The following is a 24395-nucleotide window of genomic DNA, read 5'->3' as shown; positions in this document are numbered from 1 at the left end:
AGGCGCCGTCCTGGTTGACCGCGGAGCCCCGTACGACGGCCAGCACCCGGTGGCCGTTGCGCCGCGCGTCCGACAGCTTCTCGACCAGCAGCAGGCCGACCCCCTCGGACCAGGCCGTGCCGTCGGCGGCCGCGGCGAAGGACTTGATCCTGCCGTCGCGGGCCAGGCCGCTCTGCCGGGAGAACTCGATGAAGACGTGCGGTCCCGCCATCACGGTGACACCGCCGGCCAGCGCCAGGTCGCACTCGCCGGAGCGCAGCGCGTTCGCGGCCAGGTGCAGGGCCACCAGCGAGGAGGAGCAAGCGGTGTCGACGGTCACGGCCGGACCCTCCAGACCGTACGTGTAGGAGAGGCGGCCGGAGACGACACTGGAGAGGTTGCCCGCGAGCAGGAATCCCTCGAACTCCTGCGGGGTGCCGGACAGCCGGGAGGCGTAGTCGTCGTACATCGCGCCGGTGTAGACCCCGGTGCGGGAACCGCGGACGGACGCCGGGTCCAGGCCTGCGCTCTCGAAGGTCTCCCACGCGGTCTCCAGCAGCAGGCGCTGCTGCGGGTCGGTCGCGGTCGCCTCGCGCGGCGAGATGCCGAAGAACTCGCGGTCGAACTGGTCGGCCTCGTGCAGGAAGCCGCCGTGGCGGACGTAGGACGTACCGGTCTTCTCCGGGTCGGGGCTGTACAGCTCGTCGAGGTTCCATCCGCGGTTGACCGGGAATTCACTGATCGCGTCGACGCCGTCGGCGACCAGTCGCCAGAGGTCCCCGGGCGAGGACACTCCGCCCGGGTAGCGGCAGGCCATGCCGATGATCGCGATGGGTTCGTCCGCCGCCGCCGTACGGGGGACCTGGCGCGCCGGCACGCCCCGGGTGTCTGACACCTTCGACAGCAGGAAGGCGGCCAGCACCGCGGGCGACGGGTGGTCGAAGACGGCTGTGGCGGGCAGCCGCAGACCGGTCGCGCTGTTCAGGCGGTTGCGCAGCTCGACACCGGCGAGCGAGTCGAAGCCGATCTCCTTGAAGGCCCGGTCGGGGTCGATGGTGGTGGCGTTGGCATGACCCAGCACACCGGCGACCACTCCGCGGACGAGTTCCACCACGGCGTCCTTGCGCTGGTCCTCGGGGAGCGCGGCGATCCGCCGCACCCAGGAGGAACCGCCGGAGTCCGCGGCGCCCGGCGCGGCAGCGCGTGTACGGGCGCGGGCGCGGACCAGACCTCGCAGCAGCGCGGACGGCAGCGCGTCGGCGTTCTTGAACTTCGCCAGGTCGAACGCGGCCGGCACGTACAGCGCGCCCTGTCCGGCCAGCGCGGCATCGAACAGCGCCAGTCCCTGCTCGGGCGTCAGCGGCGAGATGCCGACGCGGGTCCAGCCGGCGAGGCCGGTCTCGGTGAGGGTTCCGCCCATGCCGTACGTGCCGTCCCACAGGCCCCAGGCGAGCGAGGTGGCGGCCAGCCCGGCTGCCCGGCGGTGCGCGGCGAGCGCGTCGAGGTAGGTGTTGGCAGCCGCGTAGTTCGACTGCCCCGCGGTGCCGGTGATGCCCGAGACGGAGGAGAACAGCACGAAGGCGGCCAGGGGCTGGTCCTTCGTCAGCTCGTGCAGGTGCCAGGCGGCGTCCGTCTTCGGGCGGAGCACGGCGTCGAGCCGATCCTGGGAGAGCGACTCGACCGTGCCGTCGTCCAGCACCCCTGCGGTGTGCACCACGGCGGTCAGCGGGTGCTCGGCCGGGATGCTGTCCAGCAGGGCGGCGACCGACTCGCGGTCGGCCGCGTCGCAGGCGACCACGTCCACGGTGGCGCCGAGGCCGGTGAGTGCGGCGGCCAGGTCCTGCGCGCCCGCGGCCGCCGGGCCGCGGCGGCTGCTGAGCACCAGGTGTCGGACCCCGTACTCGGTAACCAGGTGGCGGGCGAACAGGCCGCCCAGACCGCCGGTGCCGCCGGTGATGAGCACGGTGCCGGCCGGGTCGAGGGCGGGCGCGGCGGACCGGCCGTGCTGACCCGCGCGGGCCAGCCTGGGGGCCCGCAGCTCCCCCCCGCGTACCGCGACCTGCGGCTCGCCGGTGGCCACGGCCGCGGCCAGGACGTCGTCCGTGACGGGGCCGTCGAGGTCGACGAGGACGAAGCGGTCCGGGTGCTCGGTCTGCACGGAGCGCAGCAGACCCCAGACCGGGGCGGACACCAGACCGGCGACCTCCTCGCCCTGCGACGTGGCCACGGCGCCGTGGGTGACGAACACCAGGCGGGAGTTCTCGAACCGCTCCTCGGACAGGAAGCCCTGCACCAGGCGCAGTGCGCGCCGCGCCCCGGCTCGGGCGGCGCTGGCCGGATCGGTGTCCGCGACGGCCGTCGGCGGGGTGACGACGACGACCTCGGCGGCGTCGCCCTCCGGCAGCGTGTCGCCGTCGGTGCGGGCCCAAATGGCCTGCGGGGCCTGCGGGGCGGGGACGGCCGTCCACTCCACGGTGAACAGGGATTCGCCCGCGCCGCTCGCGGTGGGCGCGGCGAGCGCCGTCCTGTCGACCGGACGCAGCGTGAGGGCGCCGATGGAAGCGACGGGCGCACCGGTCGGGTCAGCGAGGTCGATGGCCACGGTGTCGGTACCGGCCGGGGAGATCCGGACCCGCAGAGCGGTCGCGCCGGCGGCATGCAGGACGACGTCGGCCCAGCTGAAGGGAAGCCGGATACGGCCGGGTTCGTCCGGGTCGGCGGCGTCCAGCACCAGCGGGTGCAGCACGGCGTCGAGCAGCGCGGGGTGGACCCCGAAGTGCCCGGCGCCCGCCTGGTGCTCCTCGGGCAGGCGGACCTCGGCGTACACGTCCTGGCCCTTGCGCCAGATCGCCTGGAGTCCCTGGAAGGCGGGCCCGTACTCGTAACCGAGTGCAGCCAGCCGCGCGTAGGCGTCGTCCAGCGGCACGGGGACGGCGCCGGTCGGCGGCCATGCGCCCAGGTCCTCGGTGCCCGGCCGCTCAGCGGCCGGACCGAGCGCGCCGGAGGCGTGCAGGGTCCACGGCCGGAGCTCGTCGTCACCGGTGTCCGGGCGCGAGTGGACCGTGAACGGGCGGCTGCCGGAAGCCTCGGCGGTGCCGACTGCGACCTGGACGCGGACCCCGCCGCGCTCGGGCAGGGCCAGCGGCGTCTGCAGGGTCAGCTCCTGCACCGTCCCGGCGGCGACCTGGTCGCCCGCTGCGAGGGCCAGCTCCAGGAAGCCGGTGGCAGGCATCAGGACAGTGCCACTGATGGCGTGGTCGGCCAGCCACGGGTGACTGCTCAGGGAGAGCCGTCCGGTGAGCAGCACGTCCTCCCGGTCGGCGAGTGCGACGGTGGTGGCCAGCAGTGGGTGACGGGCGACGTCCAGGCCCAGGCTGCGCGCGTCGGTACGCGGCTGGGGCGCCAGCCAGTAGTGCTCGCGCTGGAAGGCGTACGTCGGCAGTTCGGCGCGGCCCGCGCCGGGAAAGAACGACGCGGCGTCCAGCGGGGCACCGGACGCGTGGGCGAGGGCGATCCCGGCGGTCAGCGTCTCGGCCTCGGGACGTCCCGCGCGCAGCAGCGCGACGGCGGTGACGGGCTGCTCGGCCAGGGCGCTCTGGGCGAGCGCGCTCAGTACGGCGTCGGGGCCGACCTCGACGAAGACCGTGGCGCCCTCCTCGTTCAGGCCGCGGACAGCATCCAGGAAGCGGACTCCCTCGCGGATCTGGCTCACCCAGTAGTCGGGCGAGGTGAGCTGTCCGGCGGTGACCGGCTCACCGGTGACGGTGGAGACGATGGGGATCGACGGCTCGTGGAAGTCCAGTCCGGCCGCGACGGCCCGGAACTCCTCCAGCACGTCGTCCATGTGCGGCGAGTGGAAGGCGTGGCTGACCGTCAGACGGCGGGTCTTGCGGCCCTGACCGCTCCAGTGCGCGGCGATCTCCTCGGCGACTCTCTCGTCGCCGGAGATGACCACGGAGGCGGGGCCGTTGACCGCGGCGATGGACACCGCCCTCTCGTGGCCCGCCAGAGTGGGTGCGAGTTCGGCCTCCGCGGCCTGGATCGCGATCATCGCACCGCCCGGGCGCGCGGACTGCATCAGGCGGCCGCGGGCCGTCACCAGCTTCGCCGCGTCCGCCAGCGCCAGGACACCGGCCGCGTGGGCGGCGGCCAGCTCGCCGATCGAGTGGCCGGCCAGCAGGTCGGGGGTGAGCCCGTGGTGCTCCAGCACTCGGAAGACGGCGACCTCGATCGCGAACAGCGCGGGCTGGGTGTAGGTGGTCTGGTGCAGCAGGGCGGCGTCCTCGCTGCCCTCCACGGCGAACATCACTTCACGCAGCGGACGTTCGAGGTACTGGTCCAGTTCCGCGAGGACGGTGTCCAGAGCCTTGGCGAACACCGGGTGGGATGCGTACAGCTCCTGGCCCATGCCGCAGCGCTGGGCGCCCTGGCCGGTGAAGAGGAAGGCGGTCCTGCCGGTGCGGGCGGCGGAGCCCGTCATCAGGTTCGGGGCCTGCCCGCCCCGGGCGAGCGCGGCGAGCCCGGAGAGGAACTCCGCACCGGTGGAGCCGGTGATGACGGCCCGCTCCTCGAAGGCGGTCCGGGTGGTGGCCAGCGCGTGGCCGAGGGCGGCGGGGCGCAGCTCGTCCGCGCCCTCGACCAGTGCGTGCAGGCGGGCGGCCTGGGCGCGCAGGGCCGTCTCGTCGCGGGCGGAGACCACCCACGGCGCGGGGAAGGCCAGTACGGGCGCGGAGGCGTCCGGCTGGGTCCGGGCGCCGCTGCCCTCGTCCGCCGCCTGCTCGATGATGACGTGGGCGTTGGTGCCGCTGATGCCGAAGGAGGAGACGGCGGCGCGGCGCGGTCGGTCGGTCTGCGGCCACAGCCGCGGTTCGGTCAGCAGCTCGACCGCGCCGGAGCTCCAGTCGACGTGCGAGGTGGCCTCGTCGACATGCAGGGTCCGGGGCAGTACGCCGTGACGCATCGCCTCGATCATCTTGATGACACCGCCGACGCCGGCGGCGGCCTGTGCGTGGCCGATGTTGGACTTGAGCGAGCCCAGGTAGGCCGGGGCGCGGTCGCCGCGGCCACGGCCGTAGGTGGCGAGCAGGGCGTCGGCCTCGATGGGGTCGCCGAGCCTGGTGCCGGTGCCGTGCGCCTCGACGGCATCCACGTCGGCCGGGGTGAGCCGGGCGTCAGCCAGGGCCTGGCGGATGACGCGCTGCTGAGAAGGGCCGTTGGGGGCGGTGAGGCCGTTCGAGGCGCCGTCCTGGTTGACGGCGGTGCCGCGGATGACGGCGAGCACCTGGTGGCCGTTCTTCCGCGCGTCGGACAGCTTCTCGACGAGGAGCAGGCCGACGCCCTCGGCCCAGGAGGTGCCGTCGGCGGTGGAGGAGAAGGGCTTGGAGCGGCCGTCGGCGGCCAGGCCGCGCTGCCGGGAGAATTCCACGAACATGCCGGGCGAGGACATCACGGTCGCGCCGCCGGCGAGGGCGAGCCTCGACTCGCCCGAGCGCAGCGAGCGGACCGCCATATGCAGGGCGACCAGCGAGGAGGAGCAGGCGGTGTCGATGGTGACGGCCGGGCCCACCAGGCCGAGCTGGTAGGCGATACGGCCGGACATGACGCTGGAGGTGGTGCCGGTCAGCAGGTGTCCGGCGACATCGTCCCCGGCGTCGTGCATGCGCGGGCCGTAGTCGAGCGCGGTGGCGCCGACGAAGACACCGGTGCGGCTGCCTGTGAGCGATCGGGGGTCGAGGCCGGCGCGCTCCACTGCCTCCCACGCCGTCTCCAGCAGGAGCCGCTGCTGCGGGTCCATGGCCAGGGCCTCGCGCGGGGAGATACCGAAGAACGCCGCGTCGAACGCGCCCGCCTCGTGGAGGAAGCCGCCCTCGCGCACGGAGCTCTTGCCGGAACGATCCGGGTCCTGGTCGTACAGGTCCTCGTCCCAGCCCCGGTCGGTCGGGAAGCCGGAGATGGCGTCGCCGCCCTCGGCGACCAGCTGCCACAGGTCCTCGGGGGTGGCGACACCGCCCGGATAGCGGCAGGCCACGCCGATGACGGCGACGGGCTCGCCGTCGTCGGTGGCGGACGCGGTGAAGCGGTCGTCGCCGAGGGCGGCGGAGCCGACGAGTTCACCCTCGATGTAGGCGATGAGGGCTTCAGGCGTCGGGTGGTCGAAGAGCAGGCCGCTGGGCAGCCGCAGGCCGGTGGCCGTGCTCAGTGCGTTGCGCAGCTCGACCGCCATCAGCGAGTCGAAGCCCAGCTCCTTGAACGGCAGGCGCAGCTCGGTCTGCTGCCCTGGCTTGTATTCGAGTACGGCTGCGATGTGCGCGGACACAAGCTTGCGTACGGCGCGCTCGCGTTCGGCCTGGGACAGGGCCGCGAGCCGCTCGCCCAGTTCGCCGCGTGGGGTGGGGGCCGTGGGCTCGGGGCGGGGGGCCAGGGCGGGGAGGGGAGCGTTCGTACGGGCCGCACCGTCCACCCAATAGTGCCGGCGCCGGAAGGCGTAGGTGGGCAGGCTGACGCGCTGGGCGCCGGTGCCCTGGAAGGCGCGGGCCCAGTCGACGACTCCGCCGCGGACGTGGACGGAGGCGAGGGCGGTCAGCAGGGTGCGGACCTCGCCGCGGCCCTTGCGCAGGGCGGGGACGGCGGTCGTGTCCTGGCCGTTCACGGAGTCGGCGACCATGGCCGACAGGATCCCGTCGGGGCCGAGTTCGAGGACGGTGGTGACGCCTTTGGCCTCCAGGGTGCGGGCGGTGTCGGCGAACCGGACAGCGCCGCGGACCTGGTCGACCCAGTAGTCGGCGGACTGCAGTTCCCGTCCCTCGGCGACCTTGCCGGTCAGGGTCGAGACCACCGCGATCCGGGGGGCGTTGAAGGTCAGCCCGGCGGCGGTGCTCCGGAACTCCTCCAGCATCGGGTCCATGTGCGGCGAGTGGAAGGCGTGCGAGACCGCCAGCCGCTTGGTCTTGCGGCCCAGCGCGGCCAGCTGCTCCTGCACCGCAAGCACGGCATCCTCGTCACCCGAGACCACCACGGCGCCCGGACCGTTGACCGCCGCGATGGCGAGCGTGGACTCCCGCCCGGCCAGCAGCGGCAGCACTTCCGCCTCCGTGGCCTGTACGGAGACCATCGCGCCGCCGGCCGGCAGCGCCTGCATCAGCCGTGCCCGCGCCGCCACCAGCCTCGCCGCGTCCTCCAGGGAGAACACCCCTGCCACATGGGCGGCGGCCAGCTCACCAATGGAGTGGCCCGCAAGGTAGTCCGGGCGTACACCCCAGGACTCGGCCAGACGGAAGAGTGCCACCTCGACCGCGAACAGCGCGGGCTGAGTGAAACCGGTCTCGTCCAGGCCCTCGCCGGAGGCGATCACCTCACGAAGGGGGCGGTCCAGCAGCGGGTCGAGGGCAGCGGTCACCCTGTCGAAGGCCTCCGCGAATACCGGGAAGGTCTCGTACAGCTCCTGGCCCATGCCCGCCCGCTGGGCACCCTGGCCGGTGAAGACGATGCCGAGCCCGCCGGGCTCGACGGAGCCGGAGACCACGTCCTGTGAGGGGAGACCAGCGGCGAGGGCATCAAGGGCGTCCAGCCGCCCGGCCCGGGAATCGGCGAGTACGACCGCGCGGTGTGCGAAGGCCGTACGCGTCGTGGCCAGGGACCAGCCCACGTCGGCCGGGTCCAACTCGGGTGCAGTAGCCATGAATTCACGCAGCTTGGCGGCCTGGGCGCGCAGGGCGGACTGGCCCCGGCCCGTGATGGTCCACGGCTGGACGGCGGGGGGCGCTGCGGCCCGCTCCGCGCCCGCCGCGGGGGAGGGGGCCTCGGCCAGCACGATGTGGGCGTTGGTGCCGCCCATGCCGAAGGAGCTGACACCGGCCACCAGCGGGCGGTCCGGGCGCGGCCAGTCGGTCAGCTCGTGCTGGACGGACAGGCCGAGTTCACCGAGGGGGATGTCCGGGTTGGCGGTGGCGAAGTTCAGGCTCGCGGGGAGCTGCCGGTGCATGATGCTGAGCAGCGCCTTGAGCAGACCGACGATGCCCGCCGCGCCTTCGAGGTGGCCGACGTTGGTCTTGGCCGAGCCGACCATCAGCGGGTTGCCGGGTTTGCGGCGCGTGCCGAGAGCCGCGCCGAGCGCGGCGGCCTCGACGGGGTCGCCGACCGGGGTGCCGGTGCCGTGCAGCTCCACGTACTGGACGGCCTCAGCGTCTGTCCCGGCCTTCCGGTACGCCTCGCGCAGCACCAGCTCCTGGGCGGTCTGGCTGGGCACGGTGAGGCCGGGGGTGGCGCCGTCGTTGTTGACGGCGGAGGCGCGGATGACGCCGTAGACGCGGTCGCCGTCGGCGAGGGCCTGGGCGAGCGGCTTGAGGATGACAGCGCCGCCGCCCTCGCCCCGGACGAAGCCGTTGGCGCGGGCGTCGAAGGTGTACGCGGTGCCGTCGGCGGAGAGGCCGCCGAAGCGCTCCTCGGTGACGGCGCTCTCGTGCAGGATGTTGAGGTTCACGCCGGCGGCGATGGCCATCGAGGACTCACCGGAGCGCAGCGACTCGCAGGCGAGGTGCACGGCGACCAGCGAGGAGGACTGGGCGGCGTCCACGGTGAGGCTCGGGCCGCGCAGTCCCAGGTAGTACGAAACCCGGTTGGCGATGACGCCGCGGTTGACGCCGGTCATCGTGTGCTGGGTGATGGCCTGCTCGCCGTACTGGCTGACCAGGCTTGCGTAGTCGTCGCGAAGGGTGCCGACGAATACCGAGGTCCGGGTGTCCTTCAGATCGGCCGGGACGACGCCCGCGTCCTCCAGGGCCTCCCAGGCGAGTTCGAGAACCAGCCGCTGCTGCGGGTCCATCGCGGACGCCTCCCGCGGCGAGATGCCGAAGAACGCGGCGTCGAACTCACCTATGCCGTCGAGGAAGCCGGCCCTGCGGATACTGGACGATCCGGCTGGGCGGCCGGATCGGGACTCCCACCGCCCCTCCGGCGCCTCGGTGATGGCACTGGTGCCGTCGCGCAGCAAGTCCCAGAACGCCGCCGGGTCCGATGCTTGAGGAAGGCGGCAGGACAGTCCGACGACGGCGATTGCCTCGCCCTGGCTGCTGTGCGCCTCGGCACCGTCCCTATCGTGCTGCTTCGTCATCGCGCTCGGCTGCCCTTTCATGGCTGAATTTCTGAACGGCCCAGGAGTCTCGGAAAATGCTTGTGGCCGGCTGTGGCAAGCCTCCGTGCCCGAACACCCTGGCAACGCGCTGAGCGGTCGGTCGGCCCATTCCTGACGTCGGGTCAAGAAGGCGGCCGTTCATCAAGAAAACCGCTGGTCGATCATACGGAGGCGTTTCTCCGCAGCCCTCCAGGGATCGTCCACGGCGCGGTAATCCGGCGGGACCGCCCGCCCATGAGCCGCCCATTACTGACGAATGGTCATGGGTTGAAATGGTCCGGATACTGTCATGATGCGATTCCCGCGATAACCCATTCAATAGAAAGATGGGAGCAGTTCGTCATGGCACAGCTCACCAGCGATGTCGAAAAGCACACCGCGCTCTACGTCGAGGCGTTCAACCGGAGCGACGCCGACGCGGTCAACGCGATGTACACCGAAGAGGCCATAGCCGTCTGGGAGCCGGGCAACCCTCTGACCGGCCAGGAGCGGATCGACTCCGTCAAGGAGTTCCTCGCCAGCAATCCCAAGATGACGGCCGTCGCCCGCCAGGTCTACGTCACGGGCGACACCGCGCTTCTGATCGTCGACTGGAAGATCGACACCACGGACGAGAACGGCGAGCCCGAGCACCTCGAGGGTGCCGGCGTCGATGTGCTGCGCCTCGGCGAGGACGGCAACTGGCGATACGCGATCGACGACCCCTACGGCGAGCAGGTCAAGTAGGCTTCCTGCTCCTGGCTCGGTCCCCGGTCCCCCGGGGAGCGGATCAGGAGCCGCGGACTCCCCGCGAACAGACGCAGCCGGACGCTCCAGAGATCCTGAGGAAGCCCTCGGTCCCACGTCCGGCCTCGCGTCGTGGCCGGGCGGCCGGCCGCGGCTGTGCGTCTCCGCCCGCCCGCCTGGTCCGCATAGGGCGCCTGTGCCCCGCCGAGGGCGTTCGGCGGGGCACAGGCGCCTGACGTGTTTGCGGCAGCGCACCAGGGCTACTCAGGGCTGCCGTCCTCCTCAGCCCGGGTGAGGACGATGGCCTCGGTCGGGCAGCACTCGACCACGTCCATGGCTGCCGCGATGTCCTCCGCGGCATACAGTTCGGCCCTCACCGGCTCGCCGGCCCCGTCGTCCGAGAGCCGGAACAGCCGGCGGTCCATCGCGACGCACAGGCCCGTACCTGCGCACAGCGTCTTGTCGATCCGCAGTGCCACTTTGATGGAGACCACCTCCCGGGATCAGCGCGTGTCCGCGCCGTAGAGATGGACGGGGAGGGCTGTCAGGCCACGCAGCAGCCAGTTCTCGCTGTATGTGATCTCGTTGCGCGGGACGGCCAGTGCCAGGTTCGGGAAGCGCTCGAAGACGGCTGGTATGGCGATCCCTGCCTCTACCCGGGCCAGCGCGGCGCCGAGGCAGTTGTGCAGCCCGTGGCCGAGGCCGAGGTGGCGCGGACCGTTCCGGGTGATGTCCAGGCGGTCCGGGTCGGTGAACCGTTCCGGGTCGCGGTTGGCGGACTGGAGGGCGGCCACGATGGGCGCACCGGCCGGGAGCGGGGTGCCTGCGAACTCCATGTCCTCTTTGGCGAACCTGAACAGACCGACTGTCAGGGCACCGTCGTAGCGAAGGAACTCCTCCACCGCAGAAGGCATCAGCTCGGGCTGCTCAGCCAGCCGGCGGCGCTGTCCCGAGTGGTCCAGCAGGTGGAGGATGGCCGAACCGATGAGGTTCCGGGTGGTGTCCAGACCCGCCATGATCATCAGCGCCAGCATGGCGACCAGTTCGTCCTCGTTGAGGCGGTCGTCGCCGTCGCGTGCCTGGATGAACACCGTCATCAGGTCGTCGCCCGGCGACTTGCGCTTCTCGCGGATCAAGTCGCGGCCGTACTCCGCGATCTCCTCGAAGGCGCGGCTGATCGCGTCCTTGTCGTCGCCCGGCCGGAAGGCCCGGTCGATGGCGTCCAGCATGTCGTTGTAGCGGTCCAGCGGAATGCCGAGGATCTCGCCGATCACCTCGGCCGGGATGGCGCTCGCGTATTCCACGGCATCGGGGTTCTCGGACTTCTCCAGGCGGTCCAGTGCCGAGGCCACGATCCGCGCGGTGGGCTCCTTCCACTGCGCGACGCGGCGGGGTGTGAAGGCGCCCATGGCAAGTTTGCGCACCCTGGTGTGGTCCGGGGGGTCGAGCACCGTCAGGATGCGGGAGACCACCGTGTCGGCGCCGAGCACCATACCCGAGTCCAGGAACTCCTGACTTGCGTACGCTTCGGCGTCATTGCTGAAGCGGGGGTCGCCCAGCAGTGCGTGCACATCGTCGAACCGCGAGACGATCCACGTGCGGACATCACCGACCGGAAAACGGAACTCATGGACCGGAGAATTCTCGCGAAGCCACTGGAAGGCCGGATATGGATTCTGGTAGTAATCGTAGCCGAACAATTCGGTGGGCAGCGACGAATCGGTCATCACTGTGCTCCTTGTTGCGTCGCGTGGAAGCACCACGCAATTCGCTGTCGTGGGTTGGATGGAGGTGAGTCTGTGACGCTGCCGGCGCTCTGACCCGGGGTCAGGCCGCCAGTGCCGCGGCTTGCGTGGCGGCCCGCAGGCCTGACTCGATCGCGCCCTCGATGAAGGCGCCGTGCCAGCCCTGGGCGATGTCTGCGCCCGCGAACACGAGGCGGCCGTGCGGCTCCTCGATCCCCGGAAAGAGCTGGAGCAGCTGGTTGGGCCGGCGCAGACCCCACCCTCCGGCCGTGTACTTCTCCTTGTGCCACTCCATCGCGCGGTACCGGACCAGCGTGCTGCCCGGGAGGAGCTGCTGGACGGCCTCCTGGACCTTCCATGCGCTGCTGACGTCAAGCGAGGGGCCGGTGAAAGCGACGGCGAGACGGCCCTCGGCCGTCTGCGCCTGAGGCACGATCATGAGGATCGGGGATCCCTCGGGGGCCTGGGCCACAGCGGCCGGAACCTGGCCGCGGATCTGGATCCACATCTTGGTCGCGTGCGGCACGCCGATGCCCTGCGTGGCGGCCTGGGTGTGTGCCGGGGGCAGACCGGGGGCGAAGGTGATGGACTTCCACACGTTGGTCGGTGTCGCCACGACGACCACACGCGAGGTGTGGCTCCGCCCCGAGGCCAGCCGGACCGTTACCAGTCCGTCGGACTCGGTGATCCCGGCGACGGGAGAATTGAGCTGGACGGTGGCCTGGGACTCGTCGAGCATGGCCTGGAGCAGTACGGTCATGCCGCCCACCGGCCTCAGGCTCATGGTGGTGCTGTACGTGCCGTAGGAGCCACCGGAGAGCTGGATCCACTGGGCCATCCCGGTCAGCGAGCCGGTTGAGCTGAGGCCGCCGGAATACACGGAGGTCTCACCGCTCAGCCACTTGCGCTCCAACGGGGAGAGCCCGAGCTGGTCGAGCCGGTCCTGCAGTGAGAGCGGGTCGACGTCAACCAGCAGGTCCTTGCGGAAGAGCGGTTCCTGGGGGCGCTCGAAGTAGTTCTGCGAGCCCTCGTAGAAGCGGCCCCACAGCGGATCCAGGGTGGCTCCGGCTTCCTCCGGGGTCATGGTCTGGTAGCCGGTCTCGGCGGGCAGGACCACCTGATCGGGCTTCACGTCCACGTAGGTGGCCATGCCGTAGCGCTCCAGTTCCCGGTGGACCAGGGTCTGCTGCGGGCCGAGCCAGCCACCTCCTATCTCGACCTGCTCGCCGGCGAAGGTATCGGTCCAGATCCGGCCGCCGACGCGGTCGCGGGCTTCGAGTACGAGCGGCCGCAGGCCCTTGAGCGCGAGCTCACGCGCCACGGTGGCACCGGCGTAGCCTGCGCCGATCACGATCGCGTCCTCGACCCCCCCGGCGGCCCGCGCTGTACCGGCGGTGAGCGTGCCCAGGGAGCCCGCCAGCGCAGTCGCACCGAATGCCTTGAGCAGGGAGCGGCGTCCGAGCAGGCCGTCGGAGCCGCGGGTGGAATCGGCGGCGTGAGAAGTCATGAGGTCCTCGTCCGGTTCTCTGAGAATTGGCCCAATGAGGCATGAGGCGTTCTTGCTTCGATCCGGGCGGCGGCCGCATTCAGGGCCGCTCCGGGGGTGTCCGCCCGGCCGGGTGTGGACCGGCCGGGCCGGGACCGATCAGATGTAGTCCGTCCCGGGCTCCAGGCCGACCAGGACACGGCCCTGGGCCTCGAGCGAGCTCACGGGCGTCAGGAGACCGTGCAGCGAGAGCGCCGCGATGTCGCGGTAGACGCGCTGGAAGTCCCCGCTGCGCAGAATGGTCGACGCGGAGCTGACGTTGTAGAGCGCCTCCACCGCCTCCTTCGTGGTCTGTACGGCGTACCCGACCTGACCGCGGATGGTGGCCTTCTCCTCGGTGGTCAGCTTCTCGCCCGCGTCCTCCCTCCCCTGGATGGTCTCCAGCCAGGTGTCCTGGAGCGCCTCGATGGAAGCGATCTTGTTGGCCGCGATCGCCACCTGAAGCTGCGTGTGCGGGTGCTCGCGCTGCTCGGTCCAGCCGGTGTACGTGATGCCCTTGCCCGGCAGCCGCTCGATGAACAGGTCCAGGGCGGCTTTCGCCAGACCGATGTACACGGGGGCGCAGGTGGCCAGGATGTAACTGGTCAGGTTGTAGTTGCGGCCGTTGAGATCCTGGTTCCACCGGTCGCGGGTGGAGGAGTCGAACACCGAGACGTCGACGATGCGGTGGGCCGGCACGAACGCGTCTTTCACGGTCGAGGTGGCACTGCCGGTGCCGGCCGCACCGAAGACGTTCCAGTCGTCGCCGATCCCGACGTCCTTGATCGGGACGATGGCGAACAGCTCTTCGTGGGTGCCGTCCGGGCGCTCGACGAGCGCGGCGCAGATGTTCCAGTCGGCGCCGCGCACACCGCTGTTGAAGCGCCAGGTGCCGTTGAGGATGTAGCCGCCCTCGGTCGGCACGAGCGTGCCGGACGGGGTGAAGCCGCCAGAGATCCGCACCGAGCCGTTGGCGAAGATCTCCTCCTGGGCCCGGTCCGGGTAAAGCGTGGCGATCCACGCGCTTGACATCCACACCATGGACACCCAGCTCGTGGAACCGCAGCTGCGGGCGATCTCGGTCAGGATCCTGGCCTGGTCGGCCACCGGGAGGTCCAGCCCGCCGAAGCGCTCCGGGACGGCGATGCCGAAGACTCCGGCCTTTTCCAGAAGCTCGATGTTCTCTTCAGGAATCCAGCGGCGCGTCTCCGCCTCGTAGGTGTTAGCCGCGATCGCCGGAGCGATTCCCCTGACCGCCTCAAGCATTGCCTCGAGACCATTGTCAGACGTGGCCATCCTGCCTCCTTAACCGTGACTTCAGCAGATCAAGGCCCGTAATGGCCTCACCATTGTCGCGACTGTAGCGGAGCAGAGCGCACGGCTTCCCTCCGTCCGGTCAGGCTCCGGTAATTCGGTGCACAGCCGTTCCGAAGTCCTCATTACCCGTCAGTGAGTGAATGATTGGCCGATGTGGCTAGGATTCCGGGAAGCATCTCCCTGTTGCGGAGTGCCGCGCGCCGATTGCCCACAGGCGGCTCTGAGTCAGTCCGAACTAGGCCAAGAAAGCAGGGCATGTCCTCCATGAGTCTTACTGTTGATATCGACATCGACAATCCAGACCTGACAGCCGACACCGATATCCAGAACGAGATCTTCCTTCAGGTCTTCAATTCTGGTGACGGCGATCTGTTCGACCGCCTCTACCTTGAGGACTCGATCTCCAACTTCTCGGGTGAGCCCCTCACCGGTGAGAAGCGCCGTCAGTTCTTCAAGGACTTCCTCGCCCCCAAGCCGCACCTGGTCGCCGAGGTGACCCACTCGTACGTCGCGGGCGATGTCGCGTTGATCGGCGTCAAGTTCACCATCGACGGCACAGGCCCCGACGGTGAGCCGCTGCACATCGCGGGCAACTGCACCGACGTGCTGCGTCGCCTGGAGGACGGACGCTGGCTGATGTCCATCGACCGTCCGGTTGCCGGCAGTCTGCTCGACAGCTGATCCCGCACCGCAGCCCCTCTCAGCCCCCAGCCGGATGCTCGACCTCGGCTCGGGGGCTGCTGACTGTGCCCCCGGTCTCCGGGAGTCCCGGGTACCGGACTCCCGCTCCCACCTGCCAGTTCAGCGGACTGCAAGACTCCCTCACCCGCCTCTGCGGACACTTGCCCGGAAGGCTCCGTACAGTGATCCCAAGGGGGACAGGGAAATGGGCAGTCCGTGGTTCCGGCGCTTCGGCCCGGCCCCGCACGGTGACGTGCAGCTCTTCTGCTTCCCGCACGCGGGCGGCGCGGCGAGCACCTACGTGCAGCTCTCCCGTCGGCTGGCACCGGCCGTCGACGTGCTGGCCGTGCAGTATCCGGGCCGACAGGATCGCCGACTCGAACCGGCGATTGAGGACATCCCCCGGCTGGCCGACCTGATCACAGCGGAGATCCTGCCGCATACGGCCCGTCCGTACGCATTCTTCGGGCACAGCATGGGGGCGGTCCTCGCCTACGAGACCGCTCGAAGAGTCCAGGCGCGCTCGGCCCCCGGCCCGCTGCGGACCTTTCTGTCCGGCCGCAGCGCTCCCGATCCACGCCCTAACCCGCACGACGTGATGGCGGACGACACGGCCATCCTGGCCGCGATACGCAGACTCGGCGGCACGGGCGCCGCTGTCCTTCAGGACCCGGAGCTGGTCGCCATGATCATGCCGGCGCTGCGTTCCGACTACCGGGCTCTCGCCTCGTACGCGTGGCAGCCCGGAGCTCCCGTGGACACCCCGCTCACTGTGCTCGTCGGGGATGCGGACCCGGTCGTTCCGATCGAGGAGACGACGGGCTGGCGTGAACACTTCGCCGGGGAAGTCGAGCTCAACGTGTTTCCCGGCGGCCACTTCTATCTCGACGACAATGCGGGCGACGTGGCCGAGGTCGTTGCCACGGGGCTCGGCACTGTGGCGCGGGTCTAGCGGCATGGGCGATCTGCTGGCGATCAGCGATCTGCACGTGCGCTACGAGGACAACAGACAGGTCGTCAACGGGCTGCGGCCGGGCAACGCTGACGACTGGCTGCTGGTGGCCGGCGACGTCGCGGAGCACGTTGACGACTTCGTGTGGGCCCTGGGCCTGCTGCGCGACCGTTTCGCCAAGGTGGTGTGGGCGCCGGGCAACCATGAGTTGTGGACCCATCCCGCGGACCCGGTGCAGCTCCGGGGCGAGCGGCGGTACCGGCATCTCGTCGAACTCTGCCGGGGGTTGGGTGTGGTGACCCCCGAGGACCCGTACCCGGTCTGGCGCGGCGCGCAGGGACCGGTCGCCGTCGCCCCCCTGTTCCTGCTGTACGACTACACCTTCCGGCCGGCGGGAGTCCGTACGAAGGCGGCGGCGCTGCGTCTGGCCGAGGAGGCGGGGGTGGTGTGCACGGACGAGTACCTGCTGCACCCGGATCCCTATCCGAGCCGTGAGGCATGGTGCCGGGCCCGGCTGGCGGAGACCGAGGCCAGGCTGGCCGCTGTCGCGGACGAGCTGCCGACTGTCCTGGTCAGTCATTTCCCGCTGATCCGCCAACCCACCCGGGTCCTGCGCCACCCGGAGTTCGCGCTGTGGTGCGGTACCGAGGCCACGGCGGACTGGCACCGCAGATTCCGGGCCGCGGCCGTGGTCTACGGTCACCTGCACATCCCCCGGCTCATCCACCAGCACGGGGTGCCGCACCACGAGGTGTCCCTCGGCTACCCGCGCGAGTGGGGTGGCCGCCAAGGGACTCCGGGCCGGCCCGTTCGGATTCTCAGCGGGGCGCCGGCGGCAGGGGGGAAGGCGTGATCGAGGAACTGCTGCCCGTGTCCGTATCGGTGGCGGAGTCCTTCGGTGACCCGGACGTCCCCCCGCCGCTGTTCCCCGCGGAGGCGGAACTGGTGGCCGGGGCGGTGGACAAGCGCCGCCGGGAGTTCGCCACCGTACGGGCCTGTGCCCGCGAGGCCATGGGGCGGCTCGGAGCCGCCTCCGTTCCGCTGCTGCGTGGCACCCGCGGGGAACCACTGTGGCCGGCCGGGCTCGTCGGCAGCATGACGCACTGCGACGGCTACCGAGCCGCCGCCGTCGCCCGCGCCACCGACTTCGTGACGGTCGGGATGGACGCCGAGCCCAACCAACCCATCGACGACGACGGCGTGTTGCGGCTGGTCACCCGGGCCGAGGAGCGCCCCCGGCTGCTGGCTCTGGCCGCGCGCTACCCCGAAGTGCACTGGGACCGGCTGGTGTTCAGCGCCAAGGAGAGCACCTACAAGGCGTGGTTTCCGCTCACCGGACGCTGGCTGGACTTCGAGGAGGCGGTGATCACCCTCGACCCCGAAGCGGGCACCTTCACGGCCCGGCTGCTCGTGCCGGGTCCGGCGGTGATCGGCGTGGCGCTGCCCGGATTCTCCGGTCGCTGGCTGGTGCGGAACGGGCTGCTGGTGACGGCGATCGCCGTACCCGTACCCGCGTCGAACCAGCAGCCGCCGGCTGCCCGCTGAACGGTTCTTCTCTCCTTTCCCCAAGTGCCTCGGAATTGAGTCCGGATGCCCTGTGCGGGTAGCGAAGGCGTAGGTCCGCGGCCGCTGTGTTCTCCTCAATCTGAGCTTAAGTGTGTTTTAAGACCCATCGGCCACGCTGGGCCGAACCATCCCCTTCGGAAAGCGGGTCGGCAGCCCGCCGCAAAGCCCTTCCCGCGCAAACGTGAACACCCGCGAGGAATGGCCTTTGCACACATCCTGAAGGGACGACGAGGTATCTTTCGCAGTGGGGGGCGACTCAATGCGGTTCCGAATGCTAGGTCCTCTGGAAGCCATGGACGAAGCCGGCCGGCCGCTCCCGCTGGGGGGCATCAGGCAGCGGGCCACACTCGGTCTTCTGCTCCTGCAGGCCAACAGGGTGATAGCCACCAGTCAGCTGGTCCGGGCCTTGTGGTCCGTTGACGACGCGCCCGTCTCGGCGCGGAAGATCCTGCAGAACGCGGTGTGGGGGCTGCGCGGAGTGCTGACCGCCGCAGCCGCCTCCCCGGACGCTCCCGCTCTGCTCACCCAGGCCCCCGGTTACCGGCTGCGGGTCGATCCCGACCAGGTCGACCTGCAGCGCTTCCGCCGCACGGTGGAGGAGGGCCGGCGCAATCTCACCGAGGGCGACCCGGAGGCGGCGGCGACGCACCTGCGGGAGGCCATGTCCCTATGGCGTGGCCCCGCCCTCGCCGACCTGGTGGAGGCTGGGACCGACTGGCCCGAGCTGGCTGCCCTGGACAGAGCGCGGCTGGACGCGATGGAGGACTACGTCGAGGCCGAACTGGCCTGCGGGCGCCACCAGGCGATCCTGTCCGACCTGCAGGCCATGGTCGAGGCCGAGCGCCTCCGGGAGCGCTCGTGCGCCCTGCTGATGCGCGCCCTCTACCGGTGCGGACGGCAGGCCGACGCCCTGGCGGTGTACGACCGCACGCGAACCGCGTTGGTCGAGGACCTGGGACTGGAGCCCGGCCCGGAACTGAGGTCGCTGCAGCACGCGATCCTGAGCCACGACCCGTCCCTGACCACCATCGGTATGCCGCAGCGCGGGGCGCGCATGGCGGGCCTGAGAGGAGTAGGCGCGGATCACCAGCCCGCCTGGCCGGTCGTGCTCACGCCGGCCGTGCAGACCGGAAGCGGCGCGGCGGGCCACGGGCCGCTCCACGTGCGGCCGGCCGAGGGCGCCCCGGTTGTGCAGCGGCAGTGGCCCGCGGCCCAGATGTCCCAGGTACCGCGGCGGCAGGCAGCCCAGAGGTCCGGGGGTACCGAGGGAGTCCGGGGCACGCCGGCCGGAACAGCAGCCCCGGTGGTCCGGCCGCAGCGGTCCGCGACCACTGAACGTGCGCCCGTCAGCCTCGCTCTGATCCGCACGCGCCTTGCCGGGAAGACCGACGAGCACGTCGACTGCGAGGAGCTGGACTCCGAACTCCAGGCCGTGGCCCTGACCGTCCGAGAGGAGGTCGAGAACTTCGGCGGGACAGTGGTGACCAGCATCGGCTCGCTGTTCCTGTGCCTGTTCGGCGTGGACGGACGGCGCGAGGGCATGGCGGAACGAGCGGTGCGCGCAGCCCAGGCGGTACGCGACACGCTGGGCCCCGCCGCAGAGCGCGCGGACCATTTCGCCGGGGCATTCGCGCATGGACTTGTCCCGCGGGTGGCGGTGACAACAGGAGTGGCGGTCGTCGGATTCGACCCGGACAGCCGGCGCACGCCGTCCTTGGTCGGCGGCGGCCTGCTGGACACAGGGCAGTTGCTGCTGTCGCGGGTGCCCCCGGGCGAAGTGTGGGTCTGCGAGCGCACCCGCGACGCGACCGGAGCGGCCGCGCACTACCAGCTGGTGCGCGACACGCCTGGCCAGTGGCTGCTGCGTGGCGCGCGCGACGGTCAGCACGGCCCGCACGCCCAGCCGCCGGCCTCTTACTACGGCGTCCTCCCCGGTACTCCCGCCCCCGCCGTTCACCGGCTGGTCGGTGTCGGGGAACCGGCGGGGCTGCTGAGCGGCCTGGATTCGCCGGCGGTCCCGGAGCGTGCGGCCCGAACCGGCGTGACGCCCGGGCCCGGACCCCTGACCGGAGATACGACGGGCGAGGCGCCGGACGCCCGGCGGCGGTTCCTGGTGGTGGCCGGCGGGTGCTCCGAGCTGCTCTCCCCCAGGACGGGCTGGGCGGCAAGCGCCCCCCGCTACGATCACTCCCGGCCTGTTCTCGGACCCGGTCACTGACCAGCTCCTGGCGTTCGTGGTGCCCGATGACACGGCCGACGCCACGGAGAGGCGGCTGATCAGGGACAGTGTGGTTCGCGCGAGCCTGCCCGCCGGGGCCGGCGAGGAGCCTCCCGACCGGCACGGCCACACCGTGTCGTGACGGTCGGGCGCCTCCCGCGGCCGCGGGACGCGAACAGCTGCGACGGCTGTCCGCGCGGGCGGGTCCGGCGTTGTACGGACAGCCGTCTGCGGTGCTGCCCGGCAGGCACGTGCCGGCTGCCCGGCCCCGCGCCCGGCAGTGGGGCGGCACCGCGGCCGGAGCCGGCTACGGCCACGGGTGCGCCGCCCCGGCCGCCCGGCTCACGGTCCGGTGGGCTCAGAGCCGGACGAGGCTCTCGCCGTCCTGGTCCCGAAGCAGGCCGCACACCGCACGCAGGCCCGCCTCCAGCCGGTCGATCTCGGCATCGGTGAGGAGAACCGACGGCTCGAAACGCAGGGTGTTCACGGCGCTTGCCGTGGGGAAGGTGCGGATCCGGTGCTCGCGCAGCAAGTACCCCGCGATGACGTATCCGAGAAAATCGGCCTGCTCACGCAGGGGCTCCGAGGTGGACTCGGACTGGTCGGAGAACTCCAGGCCGAGCATCAGGCCCAAGCCGCGGGTGCCCTTGATGACGTGGGGGAAGTCGGCGCGGACGGCCTCGAACATCTCCGTCAGCCGGGCGCCGCGCTCGGTGGCAAGCCGGTACGCCTTTCCGTCCTCGGCCTCCAGCATGTCCAGCACCTTGTGAGCGATGTGGCAGGAGAAGGCATCCTTGGCGAACGTCGAGCTGTGCAGCAGCTCGAATTCATCGCGATAGCGGGACTTGCGCACGAGCATGACGGAGGACTTGGCGAGACCTCCGCCAAGGCTCTTGGCCAGTACGTAGTAGTCGGCTCGCAGACCAACCTGTGAACTGGCCAGAAAAGTTCCGGAGCGGCCCATCCCGCTCTGCACCTCATCGACGATGATCGGAACATCGGCGGTGGCGCAGACCTCCTGTATGTCCCGTGCGAATTCCTCCGAGATCACATTGATGCCGCCCTCGCCCTGGATCGGCTCCAGCACGAACGCGCAGAAGACCGGGAAATCGCGCGGAACGACACGGATGTCGCCACCCTCCGTGACGACGTCGAGCACTGCGGCCCGGTTGTTCTCTATGATCTCCTTGAGGGCTCCGGGCCGCTCGCGCGGGACAAACCGGGCCTGCGCGGCCAGCGCTGTGAACGGAGTGCGGTATCCCGCGTTGTGGGTGAGCTGGACGCTGCCCACGAGCTTCCCGTGGAAGGCGCCCTCAAGAGAGAGGAAAAGCGGGGGCCGGGAGCTCTGCTCCGCGTTGCGGCGGGTGACCTCGGCCACCAGCTCCTCCAGTACGACGGCGGCGCTGTCAGGGCCCCCGCTCTCGCCTCCGCCGAGGCCCAGCTGCGCACGGGCGGCTGCGGAGACGGCCGCGGTACCGCCGCGCACGGCCGACCTGGCCTCCTCGAAGTGGGCGTCGATCTCTTCGGCGAGCGCCTGGGCCCTCAGTACACGGTCCAGCTCGGCGTGCTTGACCGCGGCCTCGACGGCTTCCGCGCCGCTGTTGGCGAAGATGGCCGAGTAGGGCTCGACAGTGCCCAGCTCGCGATTGATGATCTTGTTCAGAGCCAGGGCGACGTCGTTCGCGTACGGGTGCCGTGAGAACTGCGCGTGCACTGGGACCTGGGAGGCGAGCAGGTTCTGTGCATGCGCCACGATCTCGGGATGGTTGTGCCCGAAGATCAGTGAGCCATAGCCGCCGGCGAAGTCGAGGACAGGTACTTCCCTGCCGTCCTCGCCGAGGAAGTAGAGAGTATTTCCTTCGCCGCGTATGTATTCGACGTCGAGCCCGAGCGAGGACAGCCATCCGAGCAGAAACGGCTCGGAGAGTTCTGGTTCTGCGGATGTTGAATTCATATCGCCCTCATTTCCGTCGAGGAAGGAGTCGCCCATGCAATCGCCGCGACTCGGCACACCGGGGCGAGCTTACCGGTCGCCCGCGCAGGCCGCCGGAAATCCTCGGTCACAGTGCGGTAATCGGCGCATCTCCGCTTCTCGGGTCGACCGGTTACCTGGCGGTGAGGAATTGCCGGGACGATGTCGGATGTCTTTTCCAGCAGTCAATGCAGGACCCGAGGGGCATGAGACATGAATTCTGCATCCGCCGAGGCCACACCGACCGCGTCCTTGGCGGCGGCACCCGCCCCGCTGCGCGAGGTCATGGCCCGGTTCGCCACCGGGGTCACCGTGCTCAGCGTGGGAGGCGAGCACCTGCACGCCATGACGGCCAACGCCTTCAGCTCGGTGTCACTCGACCCGCCTTCCGTGCTCTGCTCCGTGGCCCACAGCGCAGTGATGCACCGGGCCATCTCCTCCTCCAAGCACTTCGGCGTCTCCATCATGGCAGCCGACCAGGAGGGGCTGGCCCGGTTCTTCGCCGACAAGCAGCGGCCGCTCGGCACTGCCCAGTTCGAGGACGTCGACTGGCAGCCCGGTCCTCAGACCGGTGCACCGCTGCTGTCGGGTGCTCTGGCCTGGCTGGAGTGCCGGCTTGACGCAGCGTACGAGTCCGGGGACCACACGATCTTCGTCGGCAACGTGGTCACGTCCAGCCGTGGCACCGGCTGTGACGGCCTGCTCTTCTTCGACGGCACGTTCCAGCATGCCGTCTCGCCAGTCCGATGACCGGGCTGTTGCGACACCCAGGATCCGCAGACAGGGTGCAAGCCCCTGTCATCGCCCACCCCGCGGAAGGCATGGACTCCGCCTCCGGTATCGGCAGAGCCTTCGCCGACGCCCTTCACGCCGGCCTGGCCCGGGTGGCCCACGAGCGGGTCCCAGCAGCCGTGTCCGGGTTCGCCGGGAACCCGCCGCAGGTCTCGTCCGCCCGTTCCGGGTCCTCGCCCTCCCTTGCCTTCGTCACTTCTCCCGCGCCGGTCAATGAGCTGCTGAAGGAGCACACCGAGTCGGTCGTCCGCTACTTCGAGTCGCGGCTGCCGACCGTGCTCGAGCCCATGGACCGGCACGACCCCGGTTTGCGGTCGGGGCTCGTCGCCCACGCCCGCCGGATCCTGGCGAACGCGACGGGCGCCGGTCGCCGTGCGGCGCCGGAGGCCCCCGCAGCCACCGACCGCCGGGCTGTGGCACCTCATCAGGAAACCGTGGCTGCAACGCTGTTGATGGAGTGCGCGCTGGCCTCTCTCCTGGACGGCAGCCCTGGCCCCCCGGGGAACGGCAGCGGTCCGAGCGGTCCCGCTCCGCGTGCGGCGCTGGAGGCCATGCAGGCGCTGGGGCGCGCGATACGCCGAAATGGTGACTTCACCGATCCCCAGGGCCCCCTGGACTGCTGCTGGCAGGAGCGGCGCAGGATTGCCCGTGACCTGCACGACCACCTCGGGCATTCCCTCAGAACCGCCGTCGGGCTCGCCGACAGCCTCCTCGAGGCCCATCGCCCGGAGGCGGACTGCCGGCCAGAACTCGGCGTACAGGCATTGCTGGTGCAGGCGCAGGAGCAGCTGCGGGGCCTGGTGACCGGGCTGGTGGAGCACTCCGCCCTGCCGCCCCTGCGCGAGGCAGTCCAGCGGTACGTGGCAGATACCGCGCCGCCGGGCATCGACGTGGCCGTTAAAGTGACAGGCAATGAGCGGCTCGTGCCGGACGCACCGCGCCGTGACCTGTACCTGGTGATCCGGGAAGCCCTGCACAACAGCCTCAGTCACGCGCAGGCAGATCGGATCGCGGTGAGCATACGGTTCACCCGATGGTGGGTCCACGCAGGCGTCAGCGACAACGGGTGCGGCTTCGACACGGAGCGCGAACTTGCGCCCGGCCACGCCGGTCAGGGGATTCGCTCGATGACCGAACGGATGGAAGACATCGCCGGGCAGCTGACGGTGGAGAGTTCGCCGGGAAGGGGCACCCGTGTAGACGCGCGTCTGCCCATCCGCCCGCCGACACCGCAACGGAAAGGCGCATGAGTAGCGATGCCGGCTGAAGACTCCCCGACCCTTCGGGCTGCCGCGTCAGTCACCGGTGAGAAGGAGGTGCGCCGTCTGGACCGGGTGGTCATCCGCTTCGCGGGGGACTCGGGCGACGGCATGCAGCTCACCGGTGACCGGTTCACCTCGGAGACGGCATCGTTCGGCAACGATCTGTCCACCCTGCCCAACTTCCCCGCAGAGATCCGCGCGCCCGCCGGCACACTGCCGGGCGTCTCGTCGTTCCAGCTGCACTTCGCCGACCACGACATCCTCACCCCGGGTGACGCGCCGAACGTTCTGGTCGCGATGAACCCCGCCGCGCTGAAGGCGAACATCGCCGATGTGCCGCGGGGTGCGGAGATCATCGTCGACACGGATGAGTTCACCAAGCGGCCGATGGCCAAGGTCGGCTACGACACCTCGCCGCTGGAGGACGGCTCACTGGACGGCTACCAGGTCCACCCGGTGCCGCTGACGACCCTGACGGTCGAGGCGCTGAAGGACTTCGGGCTCTCCCGCAAGGAGGCCGAGCGGTCCAA

The 24395-nt window shown here is 70.7% G+C and carries 15 protein-coding genes; 9 read left to right on the top strand and 6 right to left on the bottom strand.

Annotated elements, in window-relative coordinates; genetic code table 11:
• Positions 1–9088, bottom strand: a 9088-nt coding sequence (locus tag NLX86_RS33165) for a type I polyketide synthase (RefSeq protein WP_254375542.1), incomplete at its 3' end; no start/stop codon positions are given.
• A gap of 363 nt (positions 9089–9451) precedes the next feature.
• On the opposite strand from NLX86_RS33165, the gene NLX86_RS33160 reads away from it, so the two are divergent.
• Positions 9452–9835, top strand: a complete 384-nt coding sequence (locus NLX86_RS33160; RefSeq protein WP_254375541.1) for an SgcJ/EcaC family oxidoreductase — start codon at positions 9452–9454, stop codon at positions 9833–9835.
• Positions 9836–10095: 260 nt separating this feature from the next.
• Here NLX86_RS33160 and NLX86_RS33155 read toward each other — a convergent pair whose 3' ends face one another.
• The 4 genes from NLX86_RS33155 to NLX86_RS33140 form a co-directional block, all read right to left on the bottom strand.
• On the bottom strand, positions 10096–10329 hold the full coding sequence (locus tag NLX86_RS33155) for a ferredoxin (protein ID WP_254375540.1): 234 nt from the start codon (positions 10327–10329) through the stop codon (positions 10096–10098).
• A gap of 9 nt (positions 10330–10338) precedes the next feature.
• Positions 10339–11562, bottom strand: coding sequence for a cytochrome P450 (locus NLX86_RS33150; RefSeq protein WP_254375539.1), 1224 nt, complete (start codon positions 11560–11562; stop codon positions 10339–10341).
• Positions 11563–11662: 100 nt separating this feature from the next.
• On the bottom strand, positions 11663–13087 hold the full coding sequence (locus NLX86_RS33145; protein WP_254375538.1) for an NAD(P)/FAD-dependent oxidoreductase: 1425 nt from the start codon (positions 13085–13087) through the stop codon (positions 11663–11665).
• 138 nt (positions 13088–13225) lie between these two features.
• A complete protein-coding gene (locus NLX86_RS33140; protein WP_254375537.1) occupies positions 13226–14401 on the bottom strand; it encodes an acyl-CoA dehydrogenase family protein in 1176 nt (391 codons plus the stop codon).
• A 285-nt stretch (positions 14402–14686) separates the two neighbouring features.
• Between NLX86_RS33140 and NLX86_RS33135 the strand changes: the two genes are divergently transcribed.
• From NLX86_RS33135 to NLX86_RS33115, 5 genes are all read left to right on the top strand, one after another.
• On the top strand, positions 14687–15103 hold the full coding sequence (locus NLX86_RS33135) for a nuclear transport factor 2 family protein (protein ID WP_254375536.1): 417 nt from the start codon (positions 14687–14689) through the stop codon (positions 15101–15103).
• 205 nt (positions 15104–15308) lie between these two features.
• Positions 15309–16055, top strand: a complete 747-nt coding sequence (locus NLX86_RS33130; protein WP_254375535.1) for a thioesterase II family protein — start codon at positions 15309–15311, stop codon at positions 16053–16055.
• Positions 16056–16059: 4 nt separating this feature from the next.
• The gene (locus NLX86_RS33125; RefSeq protein ID WP_254375534.1) at positions 16060–16908 is read left to right on the top strand and encodes a metallophosphoesterase; all 849 of its coding nucleotides are present in this window, start codon (positions 16060–16062) and stop codon (positions 16906–16908) included.
• Complete coding sequence (locus tag NLX86_RS33120) at positions 16905–17600, top strand: 4'-phosphopantetheinyl transferase superfamily protein (RefSeq protein WP_254375533.1); 696 nt, start codon at positions 16905–16907, stop codon at positions 17598–17600. The genes NLX86_RS33125 and NLX86_RS33120 overlap by 4 nt, the downstream gene beginning before the upstream one ends.
• A gap of 313 nt (positions 17601–17913) precedes the next feature.
• Positions 17914–19839 carry a BTAD domain-containing putative transcriptional regulator gene (locus tag NLX86_RS33115; protein ID WP_254375532.1) on the top strand — a complete coding sequence of 642 codons (1926 nt, stop codon included), beginning with the start codon at positions 17914–17916 and terminating at the stop codon, positions 19837–19839.
• Positions 19840–20197: 358 nt separating this feature from the next.
• On the opposite strand, the gene NLX86_RS33110 is transcribed toward NLX86_RS33115, so the two are convergent.
• Entirely contained in the window at positions 20198–21793 is a 1596-nt protein-coding gene (locus NLX86_RS33110; RefSeq protein WP_254375531.1) for an aspartate aminotransferase family protein, read from the bottom strand.
• Between the two features lie 231 nt (positions 21794–22024).
• Between NLX86_RS33110 and NLX86_RS33105 the strand changes: the two genes are divergently transcribed.
• The 3 genes from NLX86_RS33105 to NLX86_RS33095 all read left to right on the top strand — a co-directional run.
• Positions 22025–22561, top strand: coding sequence for a flavin reductase family protein (locus tag NLX86_RS33105; protein WP_254375530.1), 537 nt, complete (start codon positions 22025–22027; stop codon positions 22559–22561).
• Between the two features lie 35 nt (positions 22562–22596).
• Positions 22597–23853: an ATP-binding protein gene (locus NLX86_RS34910; protein ID WP_254375529.1), complete on the top strand. Its 1257-nt coding sequence runs from the start codon at positions 22597–22599 to the stop codon at positions 23851–23853.
• A gap of 6 nt (positions 23854–23859) precedes the next feature.
• Positions 23860–24395 (top strand): 2-oxoacid:acceptor oxidoreductase family protein (locus NLX86_RS33095; RefSeq protein ID WP_254375528.1); only part of this gene is annotated, 536 nt, incomplete at its 3' end.

It is taken from the genome of Streptomyces sp. A3M-1-3, assembly GCF_024213665.1.
Taxonomy (GTDB): Bacteria; Actinomycetota; Actinomycetes; order Streptomycetales; family Streptomycetaceae; genus Streptomyces.
Note: the sequence above shows the minus strand (reverse complement) of the source record. Positions and strands in the feature narration are given on the sequence as shown.